This is a genomic window from Mesomycoplasma sp. (assembly GCF_056854695.1).
The window spans coordinates 1-23,371 of record NZ_JBXGGF010000003.1; the positions used below are offsets into that span (position 1 = coordinate 1).

The 23,371-nt window shown below is 28.8% G+C and carries 15 protein-coding genes, 3 tRNA genes and 1 other RNA gene; 16 read left to right on the forward strand and 3 right to left on the reverse strand.

Annotated features, from left to right (window positions below):
- Positions 1–118: 118 nt before the first annotated feature.
- Positions 119–203, reverse strand: a tRNA-Leu gene (locus ACJHWB_RS00530).
- Between the two features lie 3 nt (positions 204–206).
- Positions 207–297 (reverse strand) — tRNA-Ser (locus ACJHWB_RS00535).
- Positions 298–706: 409 nt separating this feature from the next.
- Between ACJHWB_RS00535 and ACJHWB_RS00540 the strand changes: the two genes are divergently transcribed.
- From ACJHWB_RS00540 to ACJHWB_RS00550, 3 genes are all read left to right on the forward strand, one after another.
- Positions 707–4,213 carry a P97 family adhesin gene (locus tag ACJHWB_RS00540; RefSeq protein ID WP_483132578.1) on the forward strand — a complete coding sequence of 1,169 codons (3,507 nt, stop codon included), beginning with the start codon at positions 707–709 and terminating at the stop codon, positions 4,211–4,213.
- A gap of 23 nt (positions 4,214–4,236) precedes the next feature.
- Positions 4,237–7,377 carry a P110/LppT family adhesin N-terminal domain gene (locus tag ACJHWB_RS00545; protein WP_483132579.1) on the forward strand — a complete coding sequence of 1,047 codons (3,141 nt, stop codon included), beginning with the start codon at positions 4,237–4,239 and terminating at the stop codon, positions 7,375–7,377.
- 117 nt (positions 7,378–7,494) lie between these two features.
- Entirely contained in the window at positions 7,495–8,853 is a 1,359-nt protein-coding gene (locus tag ACJHWB_RS00550) for a hypothetical protein (RefSeq protein ID WP_483132580.1), read from the forward strand.
- Between the two features lie 184 nt (positions 8,854–9,037).
- Here the strand turns inward: ACJHWB_RS00550 and ACJHWB_RS00555 are convergent, their stop codons facing one another.
- On the reverse strand, positions 9,038–11,119 hold the full coding sequence (locus tag ACJHWB_RS00555) for an ATP-dependent Clp protease ATP-binding subunit (protein WP_483132581.1): 2,082 nt from the start codon (positions 11,117–11,119) through the stop codon (positions 9,038–9,040).
- 130 nt (positions 11,120–11,249) lie between these two features.
- Here ACJHWB_RS00555 and tpiA point away from each other — a divergent pair, with 130 nt between their 5' ends.
- From tpiA to ACJHWB_RS00620, 13 genes are all read left to right on the forward strand, one after another.
- On the forward strand, positions 11,250–11,975 hold the full coding sequence (gene tpiA, locus ACJHWB_RS00560) for a triose-phosphate isomerase (protein WP_483132582.1): 726 nt from the start codon (positions 11,250–11,252) through the stop codon (positions 11,973–11,975).
- A 135-nt stretch (positions 11,976–12,110) separates the two neighbouring features.
- Positions 12,111–12,377, forward strand: a complete 267-nt coding sequence (gene rpsO, locus ACJHWB_RS00565; protein WP_483132583.1) for a 30S ribosomal protein S15 — start codon at positions 12,111–12,113, stop codon at positions 12,375–12,377.
- Positions 12,378–12,549: 172 nt separating this feature from the next.
- Entirely contained in the window at positions 12,550–13,110 is a 561-nt protein-coding gene (gene efp, locus ACJHWB_RS00570; RefSeq protein WP_483132584.1) for an elongation factor P, read from the forward strand.
- Between the two features lie 59 nt (positions 13,111–13,169).
- Positions 13,170–13,266: signal recognition particle sRNA small type (ffs, locus tag ACJHWB_RS00575), an RNA gene on the forward strand.
- A 125-nt stretch (positions 13,267–13,391) separates the two neighbouring features.
- A complete protein-coding gene (locus ACJHWB_RS00580; RefSeq protein ID WP_483132585.1) occupies positions 13,392–14,408 on the forward strand; it encodes a YitT family protein in 1,017 nt (338 codons plus the stop codon).
- Between the two features lie 181 nt (positions 14,409–14,589).
- Complete coding sequence (locus tag ACJHWB_RS00585; protein ID WP_483132596.1) at positions 14,590–16,056, forward strand: hexose phosphate transporter; 1,467 nt, start codon at positions 14,590–14,592, stop codon at positions 16,054–16,056.
- Between the two features lie 37 nt (positions 16,057–16,093).
- Positions 16,094–17,041 (forward strand): L-lactate dehydrogenase, encoded by a 948-nt coding sequence (locus ACJHWB_RS00590; protein ID WP_483132586.1) that lies wholly within the window; start codon positions 16,094–16,096, stop codon positions 17,039–17,041.
- A gap of 189 nt (positions 17,042–17,230) precedes the next feature.
- Positions 17,231–17,307, forward strand: a tRNA-Arg gene (locus tag ACJHWB_RS00595).
- 83 nt (positions 17,308–17,390) lie between these two features.
- Positions 17,391–18,317: a Cof-type HAD-IIB family hydrolase gene (locus ACJHWB_RS00600; RefSeq protein ID WP_483132587.1), complete on the forward strand. Its 927-nt coding sequence runs from the start codon at positions 17,391–17,393 to the stop codon at positions 18,315–18,317.
- A gap of 14 nt (positions 18,318–18,331) precedes the next feature.
- Positions 18,332–19,417: a nicotinate-nucleotide adenylyltransferase gene (locus ACJHWB_RS00605; protein WP_483132588.1), complete on the forward strand. Its 1,086-nt coding sequence runs from the start codon at positions 18,332–18,334 to the stop codon at positions 19,415–19,417.
- Positions 19,392–20,063, forward strand: coding sequence for a phosphorylase family protein (locus tag ACJHWB_RS00610; protein WP_483132589.1), 672 nt, complete (start codon positions 19,392–19,394; stop codon positions 20,061–20,063). The genes ACJHWB_RS00605 and ACJHWB_RS00610 overlap by 26 nt, the downstream gene beginning before the upstream one ends.
- 115 nt (positions 20,064–20,178) lie before the next feature.
- Positions 20,179–22,104, forward strand: coding sequence for a DNA topoisomerase subunit B (locus ACJHWB_RS00615; protein WP_483132590.1), 1,926 nt, complete (start codon positions 20,179–20,181; stop codon positions 22,102–22,104).
- A gap of 72 nt (positions 22,105–22,176) precedes the next feature.
- On the forward strand, positions 22,177–23,151 hold the full coding sequence (locus ACJHWB_RS00620; RefSeq protein ID WP_483132591.1) for a DUF2130 domain-containing protein: 975 nt from the start codon (positions 22,177–22,179) through the stop codon (positions 23,149–23,151).
- Positions 23,152–23,371: the final 220 nt, after the last annotated feature.

Here is a 23,371-nt window from a genome sequence, read left to right on the forward strand (position 1 = left end):
TCTTAGAATACAAACTTACTAAAGGAATTACAAACATTTAAAACGCAGTTTTTAGTCATTAACTAATAAGAAAGAGGGTTAGTATGGAAGACTTATTCAGAAAAATTCGATAACTTTTTGGTGCTCTCGACAAGACTTGAACTTGCACGCGTTTCCGCATTAGAACCTCAATCTAACGTGTATACCAATTTCACCACGAGAGCAAATGGCGGATCAGACAGGATTTGAACCTGCGCGGGCGGTAAAGCCCCTAATACGTTTCCAACATATCCTCTTCAGCCTCTTGAGTACTGATCCATTATCTTCATAATTATAATATAAAACTATTTTTATTGCTAAATTTTAAAGTTTTAATTTAAATAAATTTAGAAATTTAACTATAATATATAGGTGAATTTGCTAAAGTGCATTTTGAAAATGCATGAATTTAAACAAATTTTGTTAGCAATTTAGCTATTTTAAAATAGTTTTTATCTTTAATTAAATTACTGTTTAAGCTACTAATTTAAAAAAATTAAATTAGTCAATAGAATCGAAGGTAAATTTACATTTAAAAACTAAATTTAAGCTAAAAAAAAGTTATTTTTACTTTTAAAAATCATAAAATAATTTTATTTTTTTATTTTGTGATATATAGTTAATAAGAAAAATAACTTTTTGTAGTACAATTTTAAAAAAAATTATTCACTTTTAATAGGATTTTTTAATGACAAATAAACAAAAACTTTTAACAGCGGGTCTAGCTGCTGCAGGAATTACAACTTTTGGACTAGTAGTGGGACTAGCTAGTCAGGCTAATTATAATGGCCAAAACCCAAGAGCACGCGTTAATGCTGAAATTTCACAAATTAAATCAGTTGCTTTTAAAAATGAATTTGCACCATTCACTAGTGACTATAGTACTTTAAAAAACAAACTATTTGACCAAGATGGTAAATTAAAAGCTGATTCAAATTTATTAGATGACCTTCAATTCATTTCAACAAATAATGATGTTTACTCTGTTCCAAATGGAATTAAGGTAGAAATTGAAAAATTTGAAGCACAAGATTCTCAAAGTCGTTTTGAATTACAATTTCACTTAAGTCAAACTATTAACAATAAAGTTGCAAAATCAGATTCATACACTGTTTATTTAAGTCAATCAGATGCAGTGAAAAATGCTTTAATACAATATTCAGATTTTGTTCGTAATAGTCTTAGCACAATTAAACCAATTGATTTAAGTTATTCTAAAGATTCAAAAATTACTGCTAATAATGAACAAATGGCAAAACCGCTTTCTTTAACACAAGTTAGTGATTTTGTTAGTGAATTAAATGAATCCGCGAATAGTAATGAAGTTCTTGCAAAATTATCATCTCATTTGAATTTCAATCAAATTTTGAATGATATTAATGACAAAGCAACAACATTATCTGGTGAATTAGGAGAAAAGCCTTTCACTATTAAATTAGTCCAAAATCCTACAAACAATAATGAAAAACAATGAGCAAGTTTGTCTAAGGACAACTCAAATGCTTTTGATTTTTGAGTAGAAACTAGTTTTAGTCCAGAGACTCAAACTAGAATTGCATCTTCTGCTTCTAAAAGTGATACTATTATTCAAAAAATTGAAGTTGGTCAAAATGCTAATTTCTTTTTAGACCCACAAAAAGTTATTAATGAAATTGGAATATTCGAACTAAGTAGTTTAGATTTTTATCGTGATCCTAATTCATCAGATGAACGTAAGGATATTTACTTTGAACCTTTAAATAAAGATGGTATTCAAAAAACCATATCTTCTAATTTTGATACTTCAAAAGTAGACTCTTACAAATATGATGCCTTTACTTTCTTTAATGAATTGCAAAAAATTAGCAACCAGGATGACATTAATAAAGCTATTAATCGTTTATTAATTAAAGGTGTTAGATTAAATTTAGGTGAATATCAAGATTTACCAGCTGAACTTGTTAAAAAATATTTTAGATATGATTTTTTAACTAAAAAAGCAAGTATTAAAATCGGAGTGGACAATAGACTATACATTGATTTACCAGCTAGAATTAGTTTATTGGATTCAGTTGTTGGTGGTGACGGTTCAAAAGCAATTGCAAGTAAAGAAGTTAAATTTGATCTTGATAACTTTAAAAAAGTTGATCAAAACCAACTTGATTCTTTAATTTCTGAAAACAAAACTGGCGAGCTAGGTGGTGATACTGCTAAACCATTAACTACATCACAATTGATTAGTAGTGAAGAAATTTCTTCATTGATTAAAAATCAAAAATTAAATGAATTGGCACAGTTGATTTCAAGTTCAAATGGTTACAACTTTAATTTAAATAATAAAATGCTTGAAATTGCAAGTGCAGATGCGCAAGTTCCTACAATTTCAGATATAGAAGCTGCTCATTGAACTAAAAATTTAGAACAATCTTATCAAGATCAAAATATTTTTAGCTCAAAATCAAATGTGTTTAAATCTCAGGATGAACTTGGTGCATTTTATCACTCACTTTTAACACAAGGTCATTCAGCAGTTGTTAATGGGTTATATAAATTAGCAAAAGCTGTTGGAGTATCTTTTGACAAAGGTAAATATGCAAACTTAGATGACTTAGGTTCATTGTCACTTAGTGATTTAGATAACATTAAAATTCAAAATAATAATTCTAATTCTGATGATAGCGATGACAATAACTTTCTTTATTTATTTGATATAAATGGTTATTTTACAGATTATGCTAATTCATATCCATTATATTTACCAAGTAATTTTAAACAATTGAGTCCAGATTTTTCAAATTATATATCTAACTTAAAACCTTATGATTCACTCACTTTTTCAGATTTAGAGAATAGCGATAAAAATTATAATTTTAGATTGTTATCATTTTTAAGTGCTTATCAATTTAAGAGAGCTCAATTACTTGATGCATCTAAGTTGATAGAAAAACCTACAGTAAGTCCTTCAACTCAAGGAGCGTCTGTTCCAGGTACTGGTTCTATTGTTGGAGGAGCACCTACAACAGATGATACATATGAATATGATTTCAATGATTATCTTAGTCAAGTATTGGGTTGAAAAATTGATTGAAAATCATCCAGTGATACCTCAACTGATGAAGCCCCAACTCCAGGAGACTTAGGTAATGCTATATCCTTTGGAACTGGTCCGGCTATTGAAAATAATGTTGGTCAAAGTAGTTTTATTCCACATAATTTTCCATTCAATCCTACTAAATCATTTGATGCAAATAAGATTTATTCAGAAGTTGAAAAGAACAGCGATACTTCAAATCCAGGTAAACACAAAATTAATTACTTTGGTCTTGAACAAATGTCATCACTTAAAGATTTAGTTGTTGCATTTTACTTACAAGCGGCTGCAAATGGTGGTTGATCAAATAAGAGTGATTTTGGTTTTAAAGTTAGTGTGGCTTTTGAAGAAACACCTATAGAAGATAAGTCTAATAAAGTAGTTAGTGCTACAACTAACACAGATAAAAAAGTTATTGAGTTAAAATATTGATACAAACTTGGTTTCAAAAAAAGTAATGGTGATTTTGTAGATGACGTTCTTCATACTAAAAAAGTATCCCTATATTTACAAACATCTAGTTTTGATGGTGACAAATTTAAAGCCATTTCAAACCTTGATTCAACCATTTTAGCTATCCCAACCCAATATACTAGTTTAATTTTTGGTAAAAATAAATTCAAACTTCTAAAAGATACAATTGAAGAGAGAAATAAAGAAGTTGAAGCCGCTAAACCCCAACAAACCCAACAAGGTAAACCAGGTCAAGCTACTACACCAACCTTTGATCCTAAAGAAAAATTTGAAAATTTCAAAGTACTAACTGAAGGATTAATTCCTTATTTAAAATCAATAAACAATGGCTATGATTTTGAAATCGATAGTGCAACTTTAAATTCAGATACATCAGCTACACTAAAAGGAAAAGTGTATGTATCAATAACAGAACCGGTAGCTCCAAGTACTGATTCTGCAGCTCAAAACAGTGGAGCTCAAAATAATCCAGCTCAATCAAATGGTTCTGCACAACAAGGTACAACTCCAACCACAAAAACTACTAAAGTTACTTCAAGTATTCCTCTTGTAATTAAAATTGTTGAAAATCCGAATAAAGATGAATCTACTGATGGATTATTTGACAAATTATGAAAAGATGAAATTGTTGTTGCTAAAGCAAAAAGTTAATTAAAGGTTTTTAAAGGAAAGTTATGAAAAATACTTCATTGAAAAATAAAATAATTATTGGTGCTACTGCACTTGGGTTTGTTGCCTTAACACTTGGATTAGGGGTTGGGATTTCTACTTCTAGAATTAGCAAACAATATAGTTCTGAATTTGTAGTATCTAATCAAAGCAAAGTGATTGGAAATGCTTACCCTGATTTAGCTACCGATTTAGCTCAACTCAACATTAACCAAAAAGCAAGTGATTTGACATCAGATCAAGTTGTAGCAATGGTTCAAACTAAATCTTTTAACTTAAATTCTTTAGTAGATTTTAGTAAATTAGAACAAAAATATCCAAGTTTATACTTTCAAGTTTCTCCACTTGAAAATACAGCATCAAGTGAAACTAGTGTGGAAAATGTTTCTGTATTGGCCTTTAACAAAGAAACAGAAAAACCAGTTAGCATAGGTTCAGTTTTAGCTACTATTTCAGGTTTTGCACAAACACAAACAAACTCCACTGTCAATCAAAGTGGAATTGTAAAAGCCGATTTAACTTTAAAACCTTTAGCAAGTTATGGTGATTTATTACCTTCACAATTCAACATATTGATTCAAAGTATCTTAGCTAGTGAAATTAATTCAATCATTAGTGCTCAAACAAGTCAATCAGATGAAAGTGTGGTTGCAAATACAACTCAAATTAGTTTAAATGAAGATCAATTAGCATCGGCACTTAAAAATACTATTGCTAGAATCGGAAGTATTAGTTTTGAAAACAAAGTTCAAAAACTTGTTTATTTAGCTACAACTAGCAAAATTATTGCTTATAAAGATCCACAAAATTCACAAAGTCAAAAAAGTGAAATTGCTGTTACTTTTGATGATGCAACAGGAACTGCTAGTTTTAAAGTTCAAATTATTGATGCTCAAAATAAAACACAAAATGTTATAGTTAATGTTAATGGTTTGGTTTCAACTAATGATATTGCAACTAAATTTAAACAAGAGTTTGTTAAACAACCATTTTTCACACTAAAAGCTGAAAAAAGAGCAGAACTATTAAATCAACAACAAAGCTTTTATCAATTAATTAAGAGTCAAACTAGTAAAGATAATTTATTTAGTACTTGATTTGATCAAAAACAAAAAAGATTTGGTAATTTTGATGTTACATTTTCAGTTGTAACCCCTGATAAAACAGCTAGTTTAGATAATAATGAACAAGTTAGTGTTAATGCAAGCCTAACTTACCACAATGGAATTGTTTTAACACCTGAAAGTTTAAAATTAATTGATCTACCATCAAATAGCGATGAATCTCAAGAAACAAAAACAATGTTTAAAAGCCCTTCAATTAAAGTTCCTATTTTAATTAGTAATTTGTTAGGCGATGATAACCAAAAAGCTTTTTATGACATTGTTGGTTCTAATTCAATGCTTAATATTAAAAAAAGTAGTAATTTTGTAACTATTTTTGCTAGTGACATTCAACGTGTTACAAACACATTGAGTGATTGATCTAGATATACAGCTGAACACAAACAAAATATTATTGATTTTTTCAATAATTTCGCAACAGATGTAAATAAAACTATTGTCACTCGCACAAATTCAAAAACACAACAAAGTAGTCAAGACAAAACTGCTAAACCAGTAGAAGTTAGTGATGTGCAAGGTGAAGGTAATAGTCAACCACAAGCAGTAGTAAAAACTCAAACTTTAAAAGCAGGTGATTTTTTAGGACAAATTCTTGATGAATTAGTTGCTAAATTTACTGATTTAAAAGTCAGTGGTGATTTTGATAAAACAAGCTCTATTTTTAAATTAATTTTTTCAAGCCAAAATGAAATTATTGGTGATCTTGAAATTGGAAATGTAACTGCGAATAATGTTGCTTATGATCAAGCAAAAAAAGATGGAGTTGCTTACTTTTTCGATGCCAGAGAATCTTTGGAAGACAAAACTTCAAAAGTTTTCAATTTACATTCTTTAAATAATAATTTTGTAATTTTTAGTGATAAAGAAACAGAAATTGCAACACCTAAACAGCCAGCTCCTAAATCAACACAAGCAGCTAAAGGTGCTACAGAAGGTGAAACCAAAACACCAGAAAAATTAACTAATTCTTTAACTCAAGATGGTTTATATTTAAATAATCCACTTAAATATCAAGGTCAAGACGAAACAGCCACCACTTTAAAAGATGGGGTTATGTACTTAGCATTTGAGCCAACCAAAGATTTACAAAGTGGTAAAAGATATAATTTATTATCAAGCAAAATAGGTAATGAATCAGGTGAGGTTAGTGTATTTATTGAAAAATTAAGTGGAACTTCTGATTTGCCTGAACCTTCTTCTGGACAACAACACGGTGGTGCAGCTCAACAAATAGATTCTAAAAACTTTTCTGATTCATTCATTATTGGACTTGAATATAAAAATCTAAAAGATGAAACTGCACAAGCTAGTTCCTCACATTCTCCAAGTGTCTCAGGAGTTGTAGCATCTTCTGCATCAGTACCTTTTGAAATTTTAGCTTTAGTTGCATCTAATCAGTTTGTTAATGATGCAAATAATTCTAAAATTTCTATTAAAAGAGCAAAAGTTACAAGTGGTGCAGACGCTAGTGAACAAATTCAATTACAAGATATAAACGCTACTGCAATACCGGTTCCTCAAGGTGGAAGATCAGCAGTTGGTTCTGCTTCAACTGATGCTTCAAAAAGACACATCACTGCTTCATCTCAAGGTAAATTTGATAAAGATTTCCAAGGGTTTTTTGAAGATGTGAATTTACCACTTTTATTAGAAATTGTTAAAACAGATAATAGTTTAAAATTTACATTAATTCCAAGAACTGCTGTTAATAATGGTGAATCATATATAAGTCAAACTCTTACATTTGATTTAAAACCAGCAGAAGCAGCTTCAACTGCAGGTGGTGGACACATAGGGAGTTCTACAACAACTCAAAGTCCAACACCAAGTGATAAAACAATTATAAGTAGAGGTCTAGATTTTTATCAAATTGGTGATACTAAAACAAGTAACACAGATGAAAAAGGATCAATTATTTTTAAATCTTTTGCAGTATTTAATAACAAATCACTTGCTAGTGATAATGACAAAATAATGAAATTACGTCAAAGTTTTGTTAAACAATATTTAAATTTTGAATAATTTTATAAAATAATTTTATAACTAGGACACCAAAAAGGTGCCCTAGTTTATTTTTAAAAGTCTTATTTAAAAAGGAAATGTATCAAATTATATTTATGATACAATTTTGAATCAATTATGAAATTTGAATTTAAAAAACTAAAAAATATATTAAAAAAAGAAGAAAATACAAAAACAGAAAAACCATTCATTTTATCTAAAGTTGAGAAGAAGCCATCTGAAATTAAAATAGATGAGTTAAAAACATTTCAACAATCAAAAAATAAGTTTGAAGAAAATTTAAATTTTTTACTTTCAAAAAATGATAAACCAGAAATTAAAATAGATTCTAATCCAAATAATAAGCAACAAAAAAAAATGGATGAAGTAAATGATATAATTTTGCCAAAAACGGAAACTAAACCACAAACAATTATTTATAATAGTAAAGAATCATTCAATAATGTTAATAATTCTGTTTCAAAAACCGAAACTATTAAAAAAAATAAATTTGCTTTTTGAACTAAAAAAAAGGCAAATAGTGAATTAGATGGTTTAGGTATCGGGAAAGAAGAACGACAATTTGTTGAAGAACTTTCTCATATCCCATCTATTGAAGCATTGAGTGATATTAATGCAAAAATGGATTATCGTAGCAAAATTAATGTTTGAAGTAATAACTTTAAAGTTTTAAATAAAGACATTTTATCAAATCTTGAAATTGTTAAAAGTAATGATAAAAATAATCCAATTGAAAGTTTTTGAAATAAAATGTCCATTCTTGCACAATCAGTTTATAAAACTATTGTTATTCTTTTAGTTTCATTAATTTGATTTTTATTTTGAGCTGCAACGGGTGGTTTTGACAAATATAGTGTTTGACAATATAGTGTTTACATTTTATCTCTTACAGTTTTTTTATTTTTAATAGAAATAATGATTTATATTAATAATGTTCAAAATAAAGGCCATTCAGATCGACTTGTTCGTTATTATGTCAATAATGGAATAATTACTTTAATAAATTATATTGTTAGATTACTGTTCTTGTTTACACCATTTTTTGTTCAATCATTTATCCAAGTTAAAGCCACTGACATAAGTAGTTACAAATTAGTTGGAATTTTATCTGTGGCAACAAGTGCACCATCTTTATCTTTATTTTTTGCTTCTATTTTTTATGTACCTGTGCATTGAAATAGAATTTATAGAAAAGTTATCGTTTCAACAGGTATTTTACACATTTTTTCACATTTGTATTTATTAAAAAATTACAAGCACAAACAAACAGATTTGGTTTATAAACGTCTTCGTGATAATTGAATTAGACTTCATAAAACATATGGAAAACCTTTAGGAATCGGTTACCATCCTGAGTTTATAAAAACAATTACATTTATGAAAAATAATCCTGATTTGAGTACAGAAGAACAAAAAAGATTAGTTGAAAAATTAAAGAATGTAATTGAAAGTGATTTACATTCTAAATTAAGTTAAAATCAACAAAAGTTAGAGTTATAAAAATACACTTTTTACTTAAACTTTTATTTTAATAAAGGGTTTAAATTTAAATAAAAATATAAGATTTTAATATTAATTTATTGTTTTAAAATATTATAAAAAGTTGATTTTCAAATCAACTTTTTATTTTAATTTTTGTAGAAGCTCTAAAACTAAGTATTTAAATTGTTTTAGCTATTATTTGTCCTTTTTGCCAACTAATTACAATATGATTATTTGGTAAAATTTGTTTACTAATAATTTGCTTTGCAATTCAGGTTTCAATTTCTTTTTTAATAAATCTTTTAATAGGTCTGGCACCATAGTTTTGATCAAAACCATTGTTTAAAATTCATGAATGAATTGACTCGTCAAAATCAATTTTATAATTAGAATTTTTCAATCTACCATTTAAATCCGCTAGTTCAAGATTTATAATTTGAGCTACTGCGCTATTATCTAATTTGTTAAAAGCAATTATTTCATCAATTCTATTAATAAATTCAGGTTTTAAAAACTTGAGTAATTCACTTTTGAGTTGCTCATCGTTTAGTGGTTTACCAAGTAAAATTTTGTCAGCAGCTATATTAGAAGTCATAATAACAACTGTGTTTTTAAAGTTAACATTTCGGCCTTTAGAATCAGTTAAACTACCATTGTCTAAAATTTGTAGCAAAATGTTAATAACATCTGGATGTGCTTTTTCTATTTCATCAAAAAGCACAATAGAATAAGGGTTTTGTCTTACTTTTTCAGTAAGCATTCCGCCTTGTTCAAAACCAACATACCCTGGAGGAGCTCCTATTAATTTAGCAACGCTATGTTGTTCCATAAATTCAGACATATCAAGGCGAATAATTTGGTTTTTATTATCGAACAAATTCAGTGCAAGCGATCTTGCTAGTTCGGTTTTACCAACACCAGTAGGCCCAAGAAACAAAAAAGAACCTATTGGACGACTTTGATCGCTGATATTAGCTTTAAAACGTAAAATAGATTGTGAAACTAATGAGATAGCTTCATCTTGCCCTTTGACTCTTGATTTCAAATTATCTTCAAGATTCAGAAGTTTATCAACACTAGTTTCCATCAATTTATCAACAGGAATTTTACTAATTTTAGCTACAACTTTAGCAATCGCTAGTTCATTTACAATATTTTCGCTTTCATTGTTGTTCTCTTTTAAGTTTGTTAATTTTAATTCAAGCTCAGGTAAAATTTGATACTTAATTTTTGAAGCTGCTTCATAGTTACCATCTGAGATTAATGAATTTAACTTGCTTTTATGTTTTTCAATTTCACTTTGATATTGAGCAATTAAACTAGCTTGATTTTTCTGACTAATTCATTTTTGTTCATTTTCTTTTCGTTGAATTTCTAGGGCTTCAATCTGTTTGTTTAAAGTTGCTAATTTCTCTATTTTACCTTCTTTTTCTAAGGCTATTTTTTCAACTTTAAGATATCCAAGTTGTTGAATAATTTTTTCTAAATTTTCAGGTTGATAGTTTAGTTCAACTTTTAAATTAGCAGCAGCCTCATCAACTAAATCGATAGCTTTATCTGGCAAAAATCTATCACTAATATAACGATCTGATAAGCGTGATGCAGCAATTAATGCATTATCACTAATTTTTACCTGGTGAAAAGTTTCAAATCTATCTTTAATCCCACGTAAAATAGTAATTGCATCTTCAACACTTGGCTCAGCGACATCAACTTTTTGCATTCTTCGCTCGAGAGCGGCATCTTTTTCAATATAAAGTCGATATTCATTTATAGTTGTGGCTCCAATAAGTTTGATTTGTCCGCGAGCCATCATAGGTTTAAAAATGTTTGCAAAATCCATTGCATCACCCCCTGATGAACCGGTGCCAACTAATAAGTGAATTTCATCAATAAAAATGATAATTTCATCTTGATTATTTTCTACTTCAGATAGTATTGCTTTAATTCGTTTTTCAAATTCGCCTTTAAAAGAAGCGCCAGCAATAATGGCAGTTAGATCGAGTTCAAAAATTTGCTTGTTCTTTAAATTTTGTGGAACTTGTCCTTGAACAATTTTAAGTGCCATACCTTCAACGATCGCGGTTTTACCAACTCCTGGTTCACCAACTAAGACAGGATTATTTTTAGTTTTTCGAGATAAAATTTTGATAATTCGTCTGATTTCTTCATCTCTGTTAATAACCGGGTCTAGTTTATTTTGTTTTGCTAAAAAAGTTAAATTTCTAGCATATTTGTTCAAATTTTCTAATTTACTCATATTTATTTCTTTCTTTTATTTGTTTTCAAAAACAAATTATAACATATTTTGGCACTTAAAGCAATAGATTGCCAAAAAATATTAATAATTTTTGTAACTTTAACTATAATATAGTTTAAAATATTCTATTATGAAAAAAATCATTATTGGTAACTGAAAAATGAATAAAACATTTTCTGAAACTAGTCAATTTATTGATGTGCTTCAGGAACTTTATATGGAAAATTTAAGTAAAATAGTAGATACTGATTTTGCTATTGCAGCACCTTACATTTATTTATTTAGATTCCCTTCAAGTGGTGCAAGATTTCCATGAGCAGCTCAAGATGTTTCTATGTATGATAATGGTGCTAAAACAGGAGAAATTAGTGCCCAAATGTTAAAAGATATGGGTGTAACATATACAATTGTTGGACATTCAGAGCGTCGTGAATTTTTTAATGAAACTGATGAAGTTGTAAACAAAAAAATCAAGCAACTTTTAAAACAAGGTATTTTGCCTGTTGTTTGTGTTGGTGAAACATTAGAACAATTTGAAAAAGGTCAAACAGAAGAAGTGATTACTAACCAATTAAAAAAATCACTTGAAGGAATTGATTTTTTTAATGTTATTATAGCTTATGAACCGATTTGAGCAATTGGAACTGGAAAAAGTGCAACTGCTGAGCAAGCGCAAAAAGTATGTAACTTTATTAAAGAAATTACAAATAATCAAGCAAAAGTGCTCTATGGTGGTTCTGTAAACCCAACTAATGTAGCGAAGATTTTAGATCAAGAATCTATTGATGGCGCTCTTGTTGGTGGGGCATCTTTAGATGTGCATACATTTTTAAAAATATTGACACTTAATAAATAAAAAAACTATTTTTTTGTTTATTTTTTTTATTTTTAATTTAAAATTACTTTTTTTAATTTATTGCTTGGTTTTAATAAATTCTCGGATTATTGCTAGGTTATAAATTTAATTTAAATTTTACTTAAGGAGAAAAAAATGATTAGTAAAGAAAAAAAACAAGAACTAATTAAAAAATTTGGTGGTTCAGAAAAAAATACCGGAGATACTAGAGTGCAAATTGCTCTTTTAACTATGGATATTGAATCACTTAAGCAACACTTTGCAGTTAATAAAAAAGACAAGCACTCAATGCGTGGTTTTATTGCAAAAGTTAATAAACGTAAAAAAATGCTTGCTTACTTAAAAGAAACTAATTTTAACGCTTACAAAGAAACTATTGAAGCGCTAAATATTCGTAAGTAATCTTTTTTTAATTGCAAATTATTTTGTATAAAAAGCACATTTATTGTGCTTTTTATTTTCCTTTAACCATTAAAATAAAAAAACTGTAAGAAATTAAATACACTAATTATTTAATAAAACTATTAAAAAACAAGCTTATGTGATAAAATAGCAATGTTTCTAGGAGTATAATATGATTAATGTAAATGAGTTCAAACCAGGAATAACCTTCCAAGATGAAGGACATATTTTTGTGGTTTTAGAATCCCAACATTCAAAACAAGGGCGTGGACAAGCTAACGTTAAAGCAAAAGTTAAAAACTTAAAAACTGGTGCGACTGTTGTAAAAACCTATACAGGTGGTCAATTTGTGAAAAAAGCTCACATTGATAAATCAAGTGCATCATTTTTGTACAATGATGGAAATGATATTGTTTTAATGAATGATGAAACTTTTGAACAATTTAGTATTTCTATTGAAAAAGTTGAATGAGAATTAAACTTTTTAGTTGAAGGTGCTAAAGTGCAAATTCGTAAATTTGGAGAAGAAATTCTTGATGTTGAATTACCAGCTAAAGTGGAGTTAACTGTTACTCAAGCTTTTGATGCTGTTAAAGGTAATACCTCATCAAACCCATCTAAAAAAATTACAGTTGAAACTGGTTATGAATTAGATGCCCCTTTATTTATTAAAGAAGGTGAAAAAATTATTATTTCTACTGAAACTGGAAAATATGTTTCAAGAGGTAATTAATTTATAATATAAACAAAAGTATAAAAAACTTTTTTAAAATAATAAATTTATAGTATAATAATAAATGCCATTAAAACAATAACCTTGTAACTTGGTCAGGATAGAAATATAGCAGCCACATCGAGAAGTATTGTGTTTAGTGGTTTTTTTATACTAAAATTTGTTATACTTTTAAATTTGCTATGAAAAAAAACCACAAAAAAAATAAATGTACTTGCAAATCCCAGCAATTAAATAAACACAATATGCTTTCTTGTTTAAAAAACAAGTTCACAAATCAAATGAATAATGAACTTTTTCATTTTAAACAAGAACATATCACATTAGCAAACATTTGGAAAATTAAACCCATTTCAATTTTGATGATGTTTATTTCAGCAGCACTATTTACTTTAGGGATTAACTTTTTCTTAGGAATTGTTGAAACAATTCCAACAGGCTTGTCAGCCATTCCTAAATTAATTTTAATTTTAGTCTATCAAAAAACAGGCAAAAACCTTGAATGATTATTTTCTATAATTTTTTTAGGCCTTAATATTCCTTTAATTATCTGACTTTGGCTTAGATCGACAAATAAAAGTTTTGTTTATTTGACTATTTTTTGAATGATTTTTCAAATTTTTTGAAACCAAATTTTTTCACTTGATACTTCGTTGAAAGAATTTTTAAAAAATAATATTATTTTTACAATTCCATCTGGTAATAAAGTTAATTCAGGAACACTTCAGACTATTTACTATACAGTTATTGGTGGAACGCTTGCTGGAACAGCAATTGGAATTGCTTGAAAATTTGGTGGTTCAGGTGGTGGAACTGATTTGATAACTTATTATATTACAAGTAAACGTCGTCGCCCAATTGGCAAATTTATGTTTATTACTTCAATTAGTTTTGCTTTATTTTCATTAATTATGTTGTATATTATTGAGCCAAAGGCTGTTAATATGCAACTTTTGGGTCTCAAAACAACTGCAGTTTTTATTTATTCGACAATGTCTACTCTTATAGTTAATAGAATTTATCCAAAATTTGGAAAAATTCTATTAAAAGTTTACACTAACAAACCTGATGAAATTGTTAGCCATTTAAAATCTATTAATTATTGGCACTCATACAATATTTGAGAAGGTAAATCAGGTTATACTGGTCAAAAACAGTGAAGAGTTGAAACTGTGATTTTTGTAATTGAGAAAAAAGTTATTTTAGAAGAAATTGCAAAGGTAGATTCTCAATTTTGGTTTTCTACTCAAAAAATTCATGATACAACAGATCGAATTGATGCAACCAAACTAAATTAAAAAAATAGCCATAAAAAAACAAACAAAATTAAAACAAAATGTTATAATTTTTTCAATTTGGTTTTGGCTGAGATAGAGATTAAAAAAGTAGCTTTCTATTTTTTAAAAGCTACTATTTTTGTTATAATTAATAATGCTAGAAGGTATTTACTCTAGCAAAGATAGGATTAATCTTTACATTATGGAAAAACAAAATTTTTTACTTAAATTTGCATCCAAAAATGTTAAAGTTCAATCCCTAACATTTAGTAAAGGGGTTATTCTTTGAGCATTATTGGCTTTTGCATATCTCATTTTTGTTATGAATTGAGGTTTTGCATCAGCTGGATTAAATGGTAAAGTAGGGCTTCAGAAGGATGTTGGATATCTAGGATATCTAGGTCATTTCTTCCCAAATGCCAGTGATGCACCATCTTCTGTTGTAAACCAGGCCGTTAACTGAGGAATTACCATCGGACGGGCTATTGGTTCAATTTTAGTTGGATGGTTAATTGCTAAAGTTTCACATAAATATGCAGTTATTATTTCATTAGTGTTTATGCTTTTTGGAATTGCTGCTCCTTATTCACCATCATATGCAGGATTCATTATTTTACGTACAATCTTGGCCATTGGTGGAACAATGCAAATTGTTTTACTTCAACCAGTTGTTGCAAGATACATGAATCAAAGACAAAAAGCATTATTTTCTAAATTATCACCATTTTTCTATCCAATCGGAACAATAATTACTTTATTACCTTTTGTAAAAGGTGACAATCTTCTATTTCAAGAACAAGGACAATGACAAATAGTTTTCTTAGTAATTAGTTTATTAACACTAATTCCATTAATTGGTTATATTATTTTAGGTGCAAAATTTGACTTGTACCCAGATGCAGTTGCAGCTCGTCAAACAGCTGAACCATTATCTTTATTTAAATTTTTCAAACAAAAAGATACATGAGTGTGAACATTACTTTATGGTTCATGACTAATTGCAGTTGTCTTCCCATTTGCATTTTCTAAACCTTTATTTCATAGATTTATAGGGAATACAGCGGATTTTACTTCTCAAATTAATGTTTTCATAATTGTATTTTTAGCAGGAATGTTTGTTGGACCATTTACAGTGGGACTAATATCTCAATACCAACTAAAACGTCGTGCTTTTATTGCAGGTGTTATAGGTTTTGGTGTGCTAATGTACATATTAGCAACTATAACATTTATTTATGGTGTTAAAACAGAAGGTCCAGGTAAATATGGAGGTTACTCAGCCTTATTCTTAATTCTAGGACTTGTCATGGGGACTTGTTTATGAGGAATTCAAGGAGTTCTTCTAAACTTACCACATGAATATAAAGGTGCAAACCCAAGAAAAATTGGTTACCAATTTGGTCTTATTTGAGGACTTGGTTATGCATTTTTCACTATTGCAAACATTATTACTGGATTAGTAAGTACTCCTCCTGGAGTTGACTTTAAAGAAATTGGTGCTTCAGCATCTTTAAACTTTGCTAGTGGTGCTTATGCACTGATTATTATTTTCTCACTACTTGCAGTTGGGGCTATTTTCTTACTAAAAGAACCAAATCCAAGCTATGCAAGTTTATCAAAAATATTGCTATCTAGAAAATTCTCAGAAATTACTAAAATTTCTAAATAATAAGTTAAAATTTAGGTGTGATAAAAAAAGGAGATTTATGAAATCAACAAAAATTATTTTAGTTGGTGCAGGAAATGTTGGAACTTCATTTTTGTACTCAGCTATTAATCAAGGACTAGCTAGTGAATATGGAATTATTGACTTGAGTCCTGAGTTTGCTAAAGGTCAAGCGTTAGACTTAGAAGATGTTACACCTTCAGTTGTTCGTCCATATAGAGTTTTTCAAGCTGATTACAAAGATGTAGCGGATGCTGATTTTGTGGTAATTACCGCTGGTAGACCACAAAAACCAGGTGAAACTCGTCTTGAATTAGTTAAAGATAATATTAAAATTATTAGTGAAATTGCTCGTAAAATCAAAGAGTCAGGATTTAAAGGAATTACCGTTATCGCTTCAAACCCAGTTGACATTATTACTCGCGCATATCGTGATGTTTCAGGATTTAGTGATGCTAAAGTTATTGGTTCTGGTACTGTTTTAGACACAGCTCGTCTTCAAATTGAACTTGCTAAACGTGCAGGAGTTGCTCCTGAATCTGTCCATGGATACGTTATGGGTGAACATGGAGACTCTTCATTTGTTGCTTACTCAAACATCAAAATTGCTGGAGAATGTATTTGTGCTTTTTCAGCTCAAACCGGAATTCATGCCGATAACTATGAACAAGAATTAGAACTTCCAGTTTCACGTAAAGCATACGAAATTATTAATCGTAAAAGAGCTACTTACTATGGTATTGGAGCCGCACTTGCAAACATTGTTAAAAATGTTGTAAATGATACTAAAAAAATTCTAGTAGTCGGAGCTAACTTGCGTGGACAATATGGTTTTGCCGGAGTTAATGTTGGTGTGCCTGTTGTATTAGGTCGTAATGGAATTGAAAAAATTGTTGAAATTAGCTTAAATGATAAAGAAAAAGTAAAATTTGCAAAATCAGTTGAAATTATTGACAAAATGTACAAAGATGCAATTGAAGCTCTTTAATTATTTATAATCAATTACTTTTAAAAAAACCACAATATTGTGGTTTTTTTATTTAATAAAGTAAATAAAAACAATTATTTTGGATATAAAACACTATTAAATCAAGAAAACAATATTAATTAAAATAAAAAAATAAAAAGAATAATGACAATAAATTATTTTTTATGCTAAAATTGTTAACTTGTGAGTGGTCACGTAGCTCAGTAGGATAGAGCACGAGCCTTCTAAGCTTGTGGTCAGAGGTTCGAATCCTCTCGTGATCGCCATTTTTTTTTGAAAAAAATGCGATAAATAACCACTAATAATGCTAAAATTATTTTAATAAAACAAATTAAAGAGTGGATTTTATATGACAAGCACAAGCGCTAAAACCAAAAAAAACACATATTTATTTTTATTAGATTTAGATGGAACAGTGCTCTCTGATTCTGCAACTGGTGAAATTCATTCAGACACACTCAAAGAAATTAAAAAAGCCAGAAGCGAAGGTCATATAGTTTGTATTCTCACAGGTAGGCCTTGGCGCTCAACCAAGGCTATTTATGAAAAACTAGAATTAAATACAATTGTAGCTAATTTTAATGGAGCTCACATCCATAATCCTTCAGATTATAGTTTTGTACCAGAAATAAGTTATTTAAACTTAAATGATGTTTTGTATATTTTAGGTGATAAAAGAATCAAATCTGAAGTGAGTAATATAGCCTTGGAAGGACCTGGTTGAGCTAAACTAAAAAAAGCTGACGAGCAACTTGAGCGTGTCTTTGGATTTGACCATATTCCTGATTTGAAATATGGAATTAATTTAAACAAAATACCTTTGAGACCAACTTGTTTGATTATAGACACTAAACCAACCACAAATATTTTAGAGTTTAAATCATACCTTGAACGTAAGTATGGTGATTTGGGTGAGTTTTCAGCTTGGTCTAAAGGTGAGGGTTATACATATGTTTTTGACATGACAGCTATTGGTGTTAGTAAGTCAAAAGCAGTCTCAATGATAGCTCGTTACTATAAAATAGATTTGGACAACATCGTATCTATTGGTGATAGCTACAATGACCTTGCAATGTTTCAGGCAGCAACTATTTCTGTTGCTATGCAGAATTCAACCAATGATATAAAAAAGGAAGCTACAGTAGTACTCAAAAAAAGCAACAAAGAAGGTGGAGTAGGTTACTATATTAAAAAGTTTTTAAAAAATCCTGAAAAGGAAATTGAACGTTCTAAAAATATTAAAAAAATGCGTTCGGCTGTTACTTTTGAATTATAGTTTTGTTATTTAATATGAATAATGCTAAAAAAATAGGAATTTATGGTGGAAGTTTCGATCCTTTTCATAAAGGCCACCAAGGAGTTGCTCAGGCAGCTATTGAAGAATTGGGCTTAGATGAGTTATATCTTGTGCCAGCTTGACAAAATCCAACAAAGAAAAACAAGCCTTTTGTAACAAGTGAACATAGACTAAAAATGCTTAGTTTGGTAAAAATAGACAAGTTAAAAGTTAGTGATTTTGAAATCAAAGCACAAAAAGTTAGTTATACAATTGATACTGTTAATTATTTTGCTAGAAAATTTTCTGGTGCAAAATTGTTTTTAATTATCGGTAGTGATAATTTAAAATTTTTTCATAGATGAAAAAATTGTGAACAAATTTTAAAGCTAGCTACTTTGGTTGTTTATGGCCGTGATTATCCTATTTCTAAAAGTCATATTAATAAATACAAACTTATTAGTTTAACAAATAATCCATTAGATTTTAATTCAACACAAGTGAGACAGGGGAATTTGAGTCAATGTCCAAAAGAAATTATTGAATACATTACTAAAAATTTTTTATACATAGATGCTATTTTAAAGTATCAAATCAATAATGGTGAAAGATTAAAACATTGTTATAATACTGCTAAAATGGCAGCTGAGATAGCTAAAGCACATAATGTTGATGCTAAAATTGCTTATTACGGTGGACTTTTGCATGATATTACAAAAACCTGAGAACCAGAAAAACATAGATCATTTTTAAAAGATTGTGGTTTGGAAAATGTGGAAAGTTTATTAAACTATCAACTACACCAACTCACAGCTGCTGAATTTCTTAAAAATAACTATCCATTACCTTACCAAGATATTGTCCGTGCCATCGAGTGTCACACAAGCTTATGCTATCAAATGAGTTTGTTAGACAAAATTGTCTACATTTCTGACAAAATTGCTATAGGTCGTCGTTTCGAAGGTGTGCAACAACTTCGCAAGTTAGCTTTAAAAGATATAAATGCAGTTTTTAAAACATTAGTACAACAAACTGCTAAATTACACAAAGAACAAAAAAATAGTGATGAACAAAATGAACTTTATAAAACCCACTCTTAAAACAATTGATATTGCAATTATTGTTGCAGATGAGCTAGAATTTATTGAACCTGAATTTTTGAATTTGGAAATTCTTGCAAATTTATCTTTTCAAAATTATAAATTATTTAAACTTAAATATCAAAATGTTGTGTTTTTATATGGACAAAGTAGAATCGGATTACTTAATGCCACTAGTTTTTGTCAGCACCTTGTTGATAAGTATGATATAAAAGTAATTGTGAACTATGGGGCGGTAGGTTCTGTTGATTTTGATATTAACCTACAAGTATTTCCTTCACATTTTTATTACTTGGATGCTAAAACTCCATGATATCCTAATGGTCAAACTCCGGGTGAGTTGCCTTTTTACCAAAACAATCTTTGAGCAAGTAAAGAAATCCGCTTAGCTTCTTCTGGTTCTTTTATAACTAACAAACAACAACTTGATGGTTTTGAAAATATTGATATTTTTGACATGGAATCTTTTGCGCTAGCAAAAATCGCTCATAATTTATCTAAAAAGTTTTATTGTCTTAAGTATATTAGCGATAATCTTGGGAATAATGAAAATTTAATAGATATTAATGCCATTATCAAAAAAGGTGCTCTATCAAGTTTTCAATTAGTTCTTAGTAAATTAAAAGAAATTCAAAAATCATTATAAAAACATTTAGACTAGTTTGATTTTGCTTTTTTACCTACAATATGGTAAAATTATACATCTTATCTTATTTATAATATAAATATAAATAAGATGCTAAAACTTGCAAAGGAGAACTATGACAAAGCAAAATTATGATGCTCAAGATATTCAAACACTTGAAGGTTTAGAACCTGTTCGTAAGCGTCCTGGAATGTATATAGGTGGAACTGGTATTCAACCACTTCACCACCTTATTTGAGAAATAGTAGATAATGCTGTGGATGAAGCTTTAGCTGGTTTTGCTAGCAAAATTAACATTGTTATCACAAAAGACGGTTATGTTGAAGTTAGTGATAATGGTCGTGGAATTCCAACTGGCATTCATCCTAAGCATGGTGTTTCAGCAGCTGAAGTTGTTTTGACAGTTTTGCATGCAGGTGGAAAATTTGATAGCAAATCTTATAAAGTTTCAGGTGGTCTTCACGGAGTTGGAGCATCGGTTGTTAATGCTTTAAGTTCACATTTGCAAGTTTGAATTAAGCGTGATGGTAACTTGCATTTTCAGGAGTTTACTAATGGTGGACACAAAGTTGCAGACTTGGCTATTGTTAAAAAATTAGATAATGCAAATGAAACTGGAACTACCATTAAATTTAAACCTGATTTTACAATCATGGAAGAAAATGATTTTCGGTTTGATATTGTAGCTGATAGAATAAAACAAACAGCTTATCTTACTAAAGGGTTAGAATTTAACGTCACAGATGAGCGAAGTAGCATTAGTAAAAAATTTCTATTTGTTGGTGGAATTGTTGATTATGTTTCAGAACTTATTAAAGGTTATGATAAAGTTCATCCTAACATTATTTATGTTGAAGATGAGGTAGAAGATAACAATAATCACATTAAAGTTGAGGTTGCTCTTCAATACGTTGCAGAAGATCGCTCAGAAATTTTAGCTTATACGAATAATATTTACAATCGCGAAGGTGGAACACACGAATTAGGATTGTTTGACTCACTTGTTAGAATTATCAACACATATGCACTTGAACACAAATTCTTACGCTCAGAAAATGAACGCTTTAGCAAAGAAGATATTAAAGAAGGAATTTTTAGTGTTATTTCAATAAAACATAGCGATCCAATCTTTGAGGGTCAAACTAAAGGTAAACTCAATAACAAAGAAGTTCGCCAAGCGGTCAATCGGATTTTTAGTGAAGTTTTTGAACGCTTTTTAGCTGAAAATCCAGAACAAGCTCGTAAAATTATTGAAAGAAATATAATTTCGCAAAAGGCGCGTCGAGCAGCAGAGTCTGCGCGTGAAGCTGTAAAACGCAAATCACCTTTTGAAATTAGTTCTCTACCAGGAAAATTAGCAGATTGTAGTATTAAAAATGCTCAAATGGCTGAATTGTATATTGTTGAGGGTAATTCAGCTGGTGGTAGCGCCAAAATGGGGCGTGATCGTCATTTCCAAGCCATTTTACCCTTGCGTGGAAAAGTTATTAATTCACAACGTTCTCAATTTGACAAAGTTCTTAAAAATGAAGAAATTTTATCACTTATAACAGCTTTTGGAACAGGTATAGGCCCTGAGTTTAATATTAATAAAGTTCGATACCACAAAATTATTATTATGACCGATGCCGATTCTGATGGATCTCACATTAGAACATTACTTTTAACATTTTTATATCGTTACTTTAGACCCTTAATTGATTACGGATTGATCTATATAGCTCAACCTCCTTTGTATAAAATTAGCGCTAACAAAAAAATTGCTTATGCTTATAGTGATAAACAAAAAGACGAAATCACAAATACTGAATTTTCTGGTCAAAAAACTACAATTCAACGTTATAAAGGTCTTGGTGAAATGAATCCAGAGCAGTTATGAGAAACAACAATGGACCCAAATGTAAGGAAAATGTATCAAGTTCAAATACGTGATGCTATGTTAGCATCACAAGTTTTTGAAGAATTGATGGGCGATGAGGTTTCAGCTCGTAAGTTGTTTATTGAAGAAAATGCACAATACGTTAAAAATCTTGATATTTAACACTTTCTCTTATAATTAAAGATTCTTGAAAAACATAAATAAAAATAAACAATAGATTAAAAAAGGTTAGATATGAATCAAACACAAGAAAGTATAGTTTCAAATACAATTTTATGAATAGTTGTTGTAATATTAATAATACTTGCAATTATTGTGATTTTTCTTATAATGTATATTAACCATACAAAAAAACAAATAAGAGAAGATTTAAATAAACAACAAAATACAAATGAAATTAATCTAACATATACAAATAATAGATATTTAAATTCTAAAATAATTGGTGAAGAGCTTGAGCAATGATTATATCGACAATATCAAATGATTAATTCAAATTTTGATGGAAAAGCATCAGATTATAGATTTGAGCTCAAAAAAGATAATAAATCAATATTAAATGCAGATGAAACTAAAGGTACTAAAGCAGACTTTTTGTACGAGATAATCAATAACATCACTGGTGAAGTTGTAGAGACTATTATAATTGAAGCTAAAACAGAAAATTCAATTAAGCAAGGTAATCAAAAAAATAAAAATTTTATTGAGAAACTAGAGTTAGATAGGCGTAAAAAAGGCGCTCGTTTTGCTATACTTGTTACAGAGCTAGAACCTTCAGAAGATTTTTTAGTTCGAAGCGTTTCTGATAATGAAAACATTTTTATGTGTCGTCCATATTTTTTTACAGCATTTCTTAATATTTTAAAATCTCTTGTTTTACAAGAAATAAACCTAAAACGACAATTAATGAATATTGAAATAATTGATTTTCAAAAAGCTAGCGAAATTTTAAATAACTTCAACATTTGGCGTAATGAAAAAATTTTAAAAGAAGCTGAAAATATTAAGAAAAAATTAAATGATACTTTATCACATTCTCAAAAAATTCAAGATATAGCTATAAAACTAGAGCAAGAAGCAGAACAAATTGCTAAAAATACAAGACAAATTCTAACACTGCATACTAATAAGTTAATTAGTAACATTAATGATTATGATATTACTAAAAAAGTTATTAATGAAATTGAGCAATTGGGTGAGCAAAATTAAAATAATATTTATAACTTGTAGTTCGTTTTATTTAGTTTTCAAAGATGTTATAGTTATGTTGTTGGGGGAAATAAATATACACAATTTTGCTTTTTATAATAAAAAAAGCAATTTTTTTTATTTCTTGTAAAAAGCAATTTTATTATTTTAAGTAAGAACTTTTTAAAGAAGATAATCTAGAAAATAGTTTTCTTTTTTAAATGCTAAATTTTAGATTAAA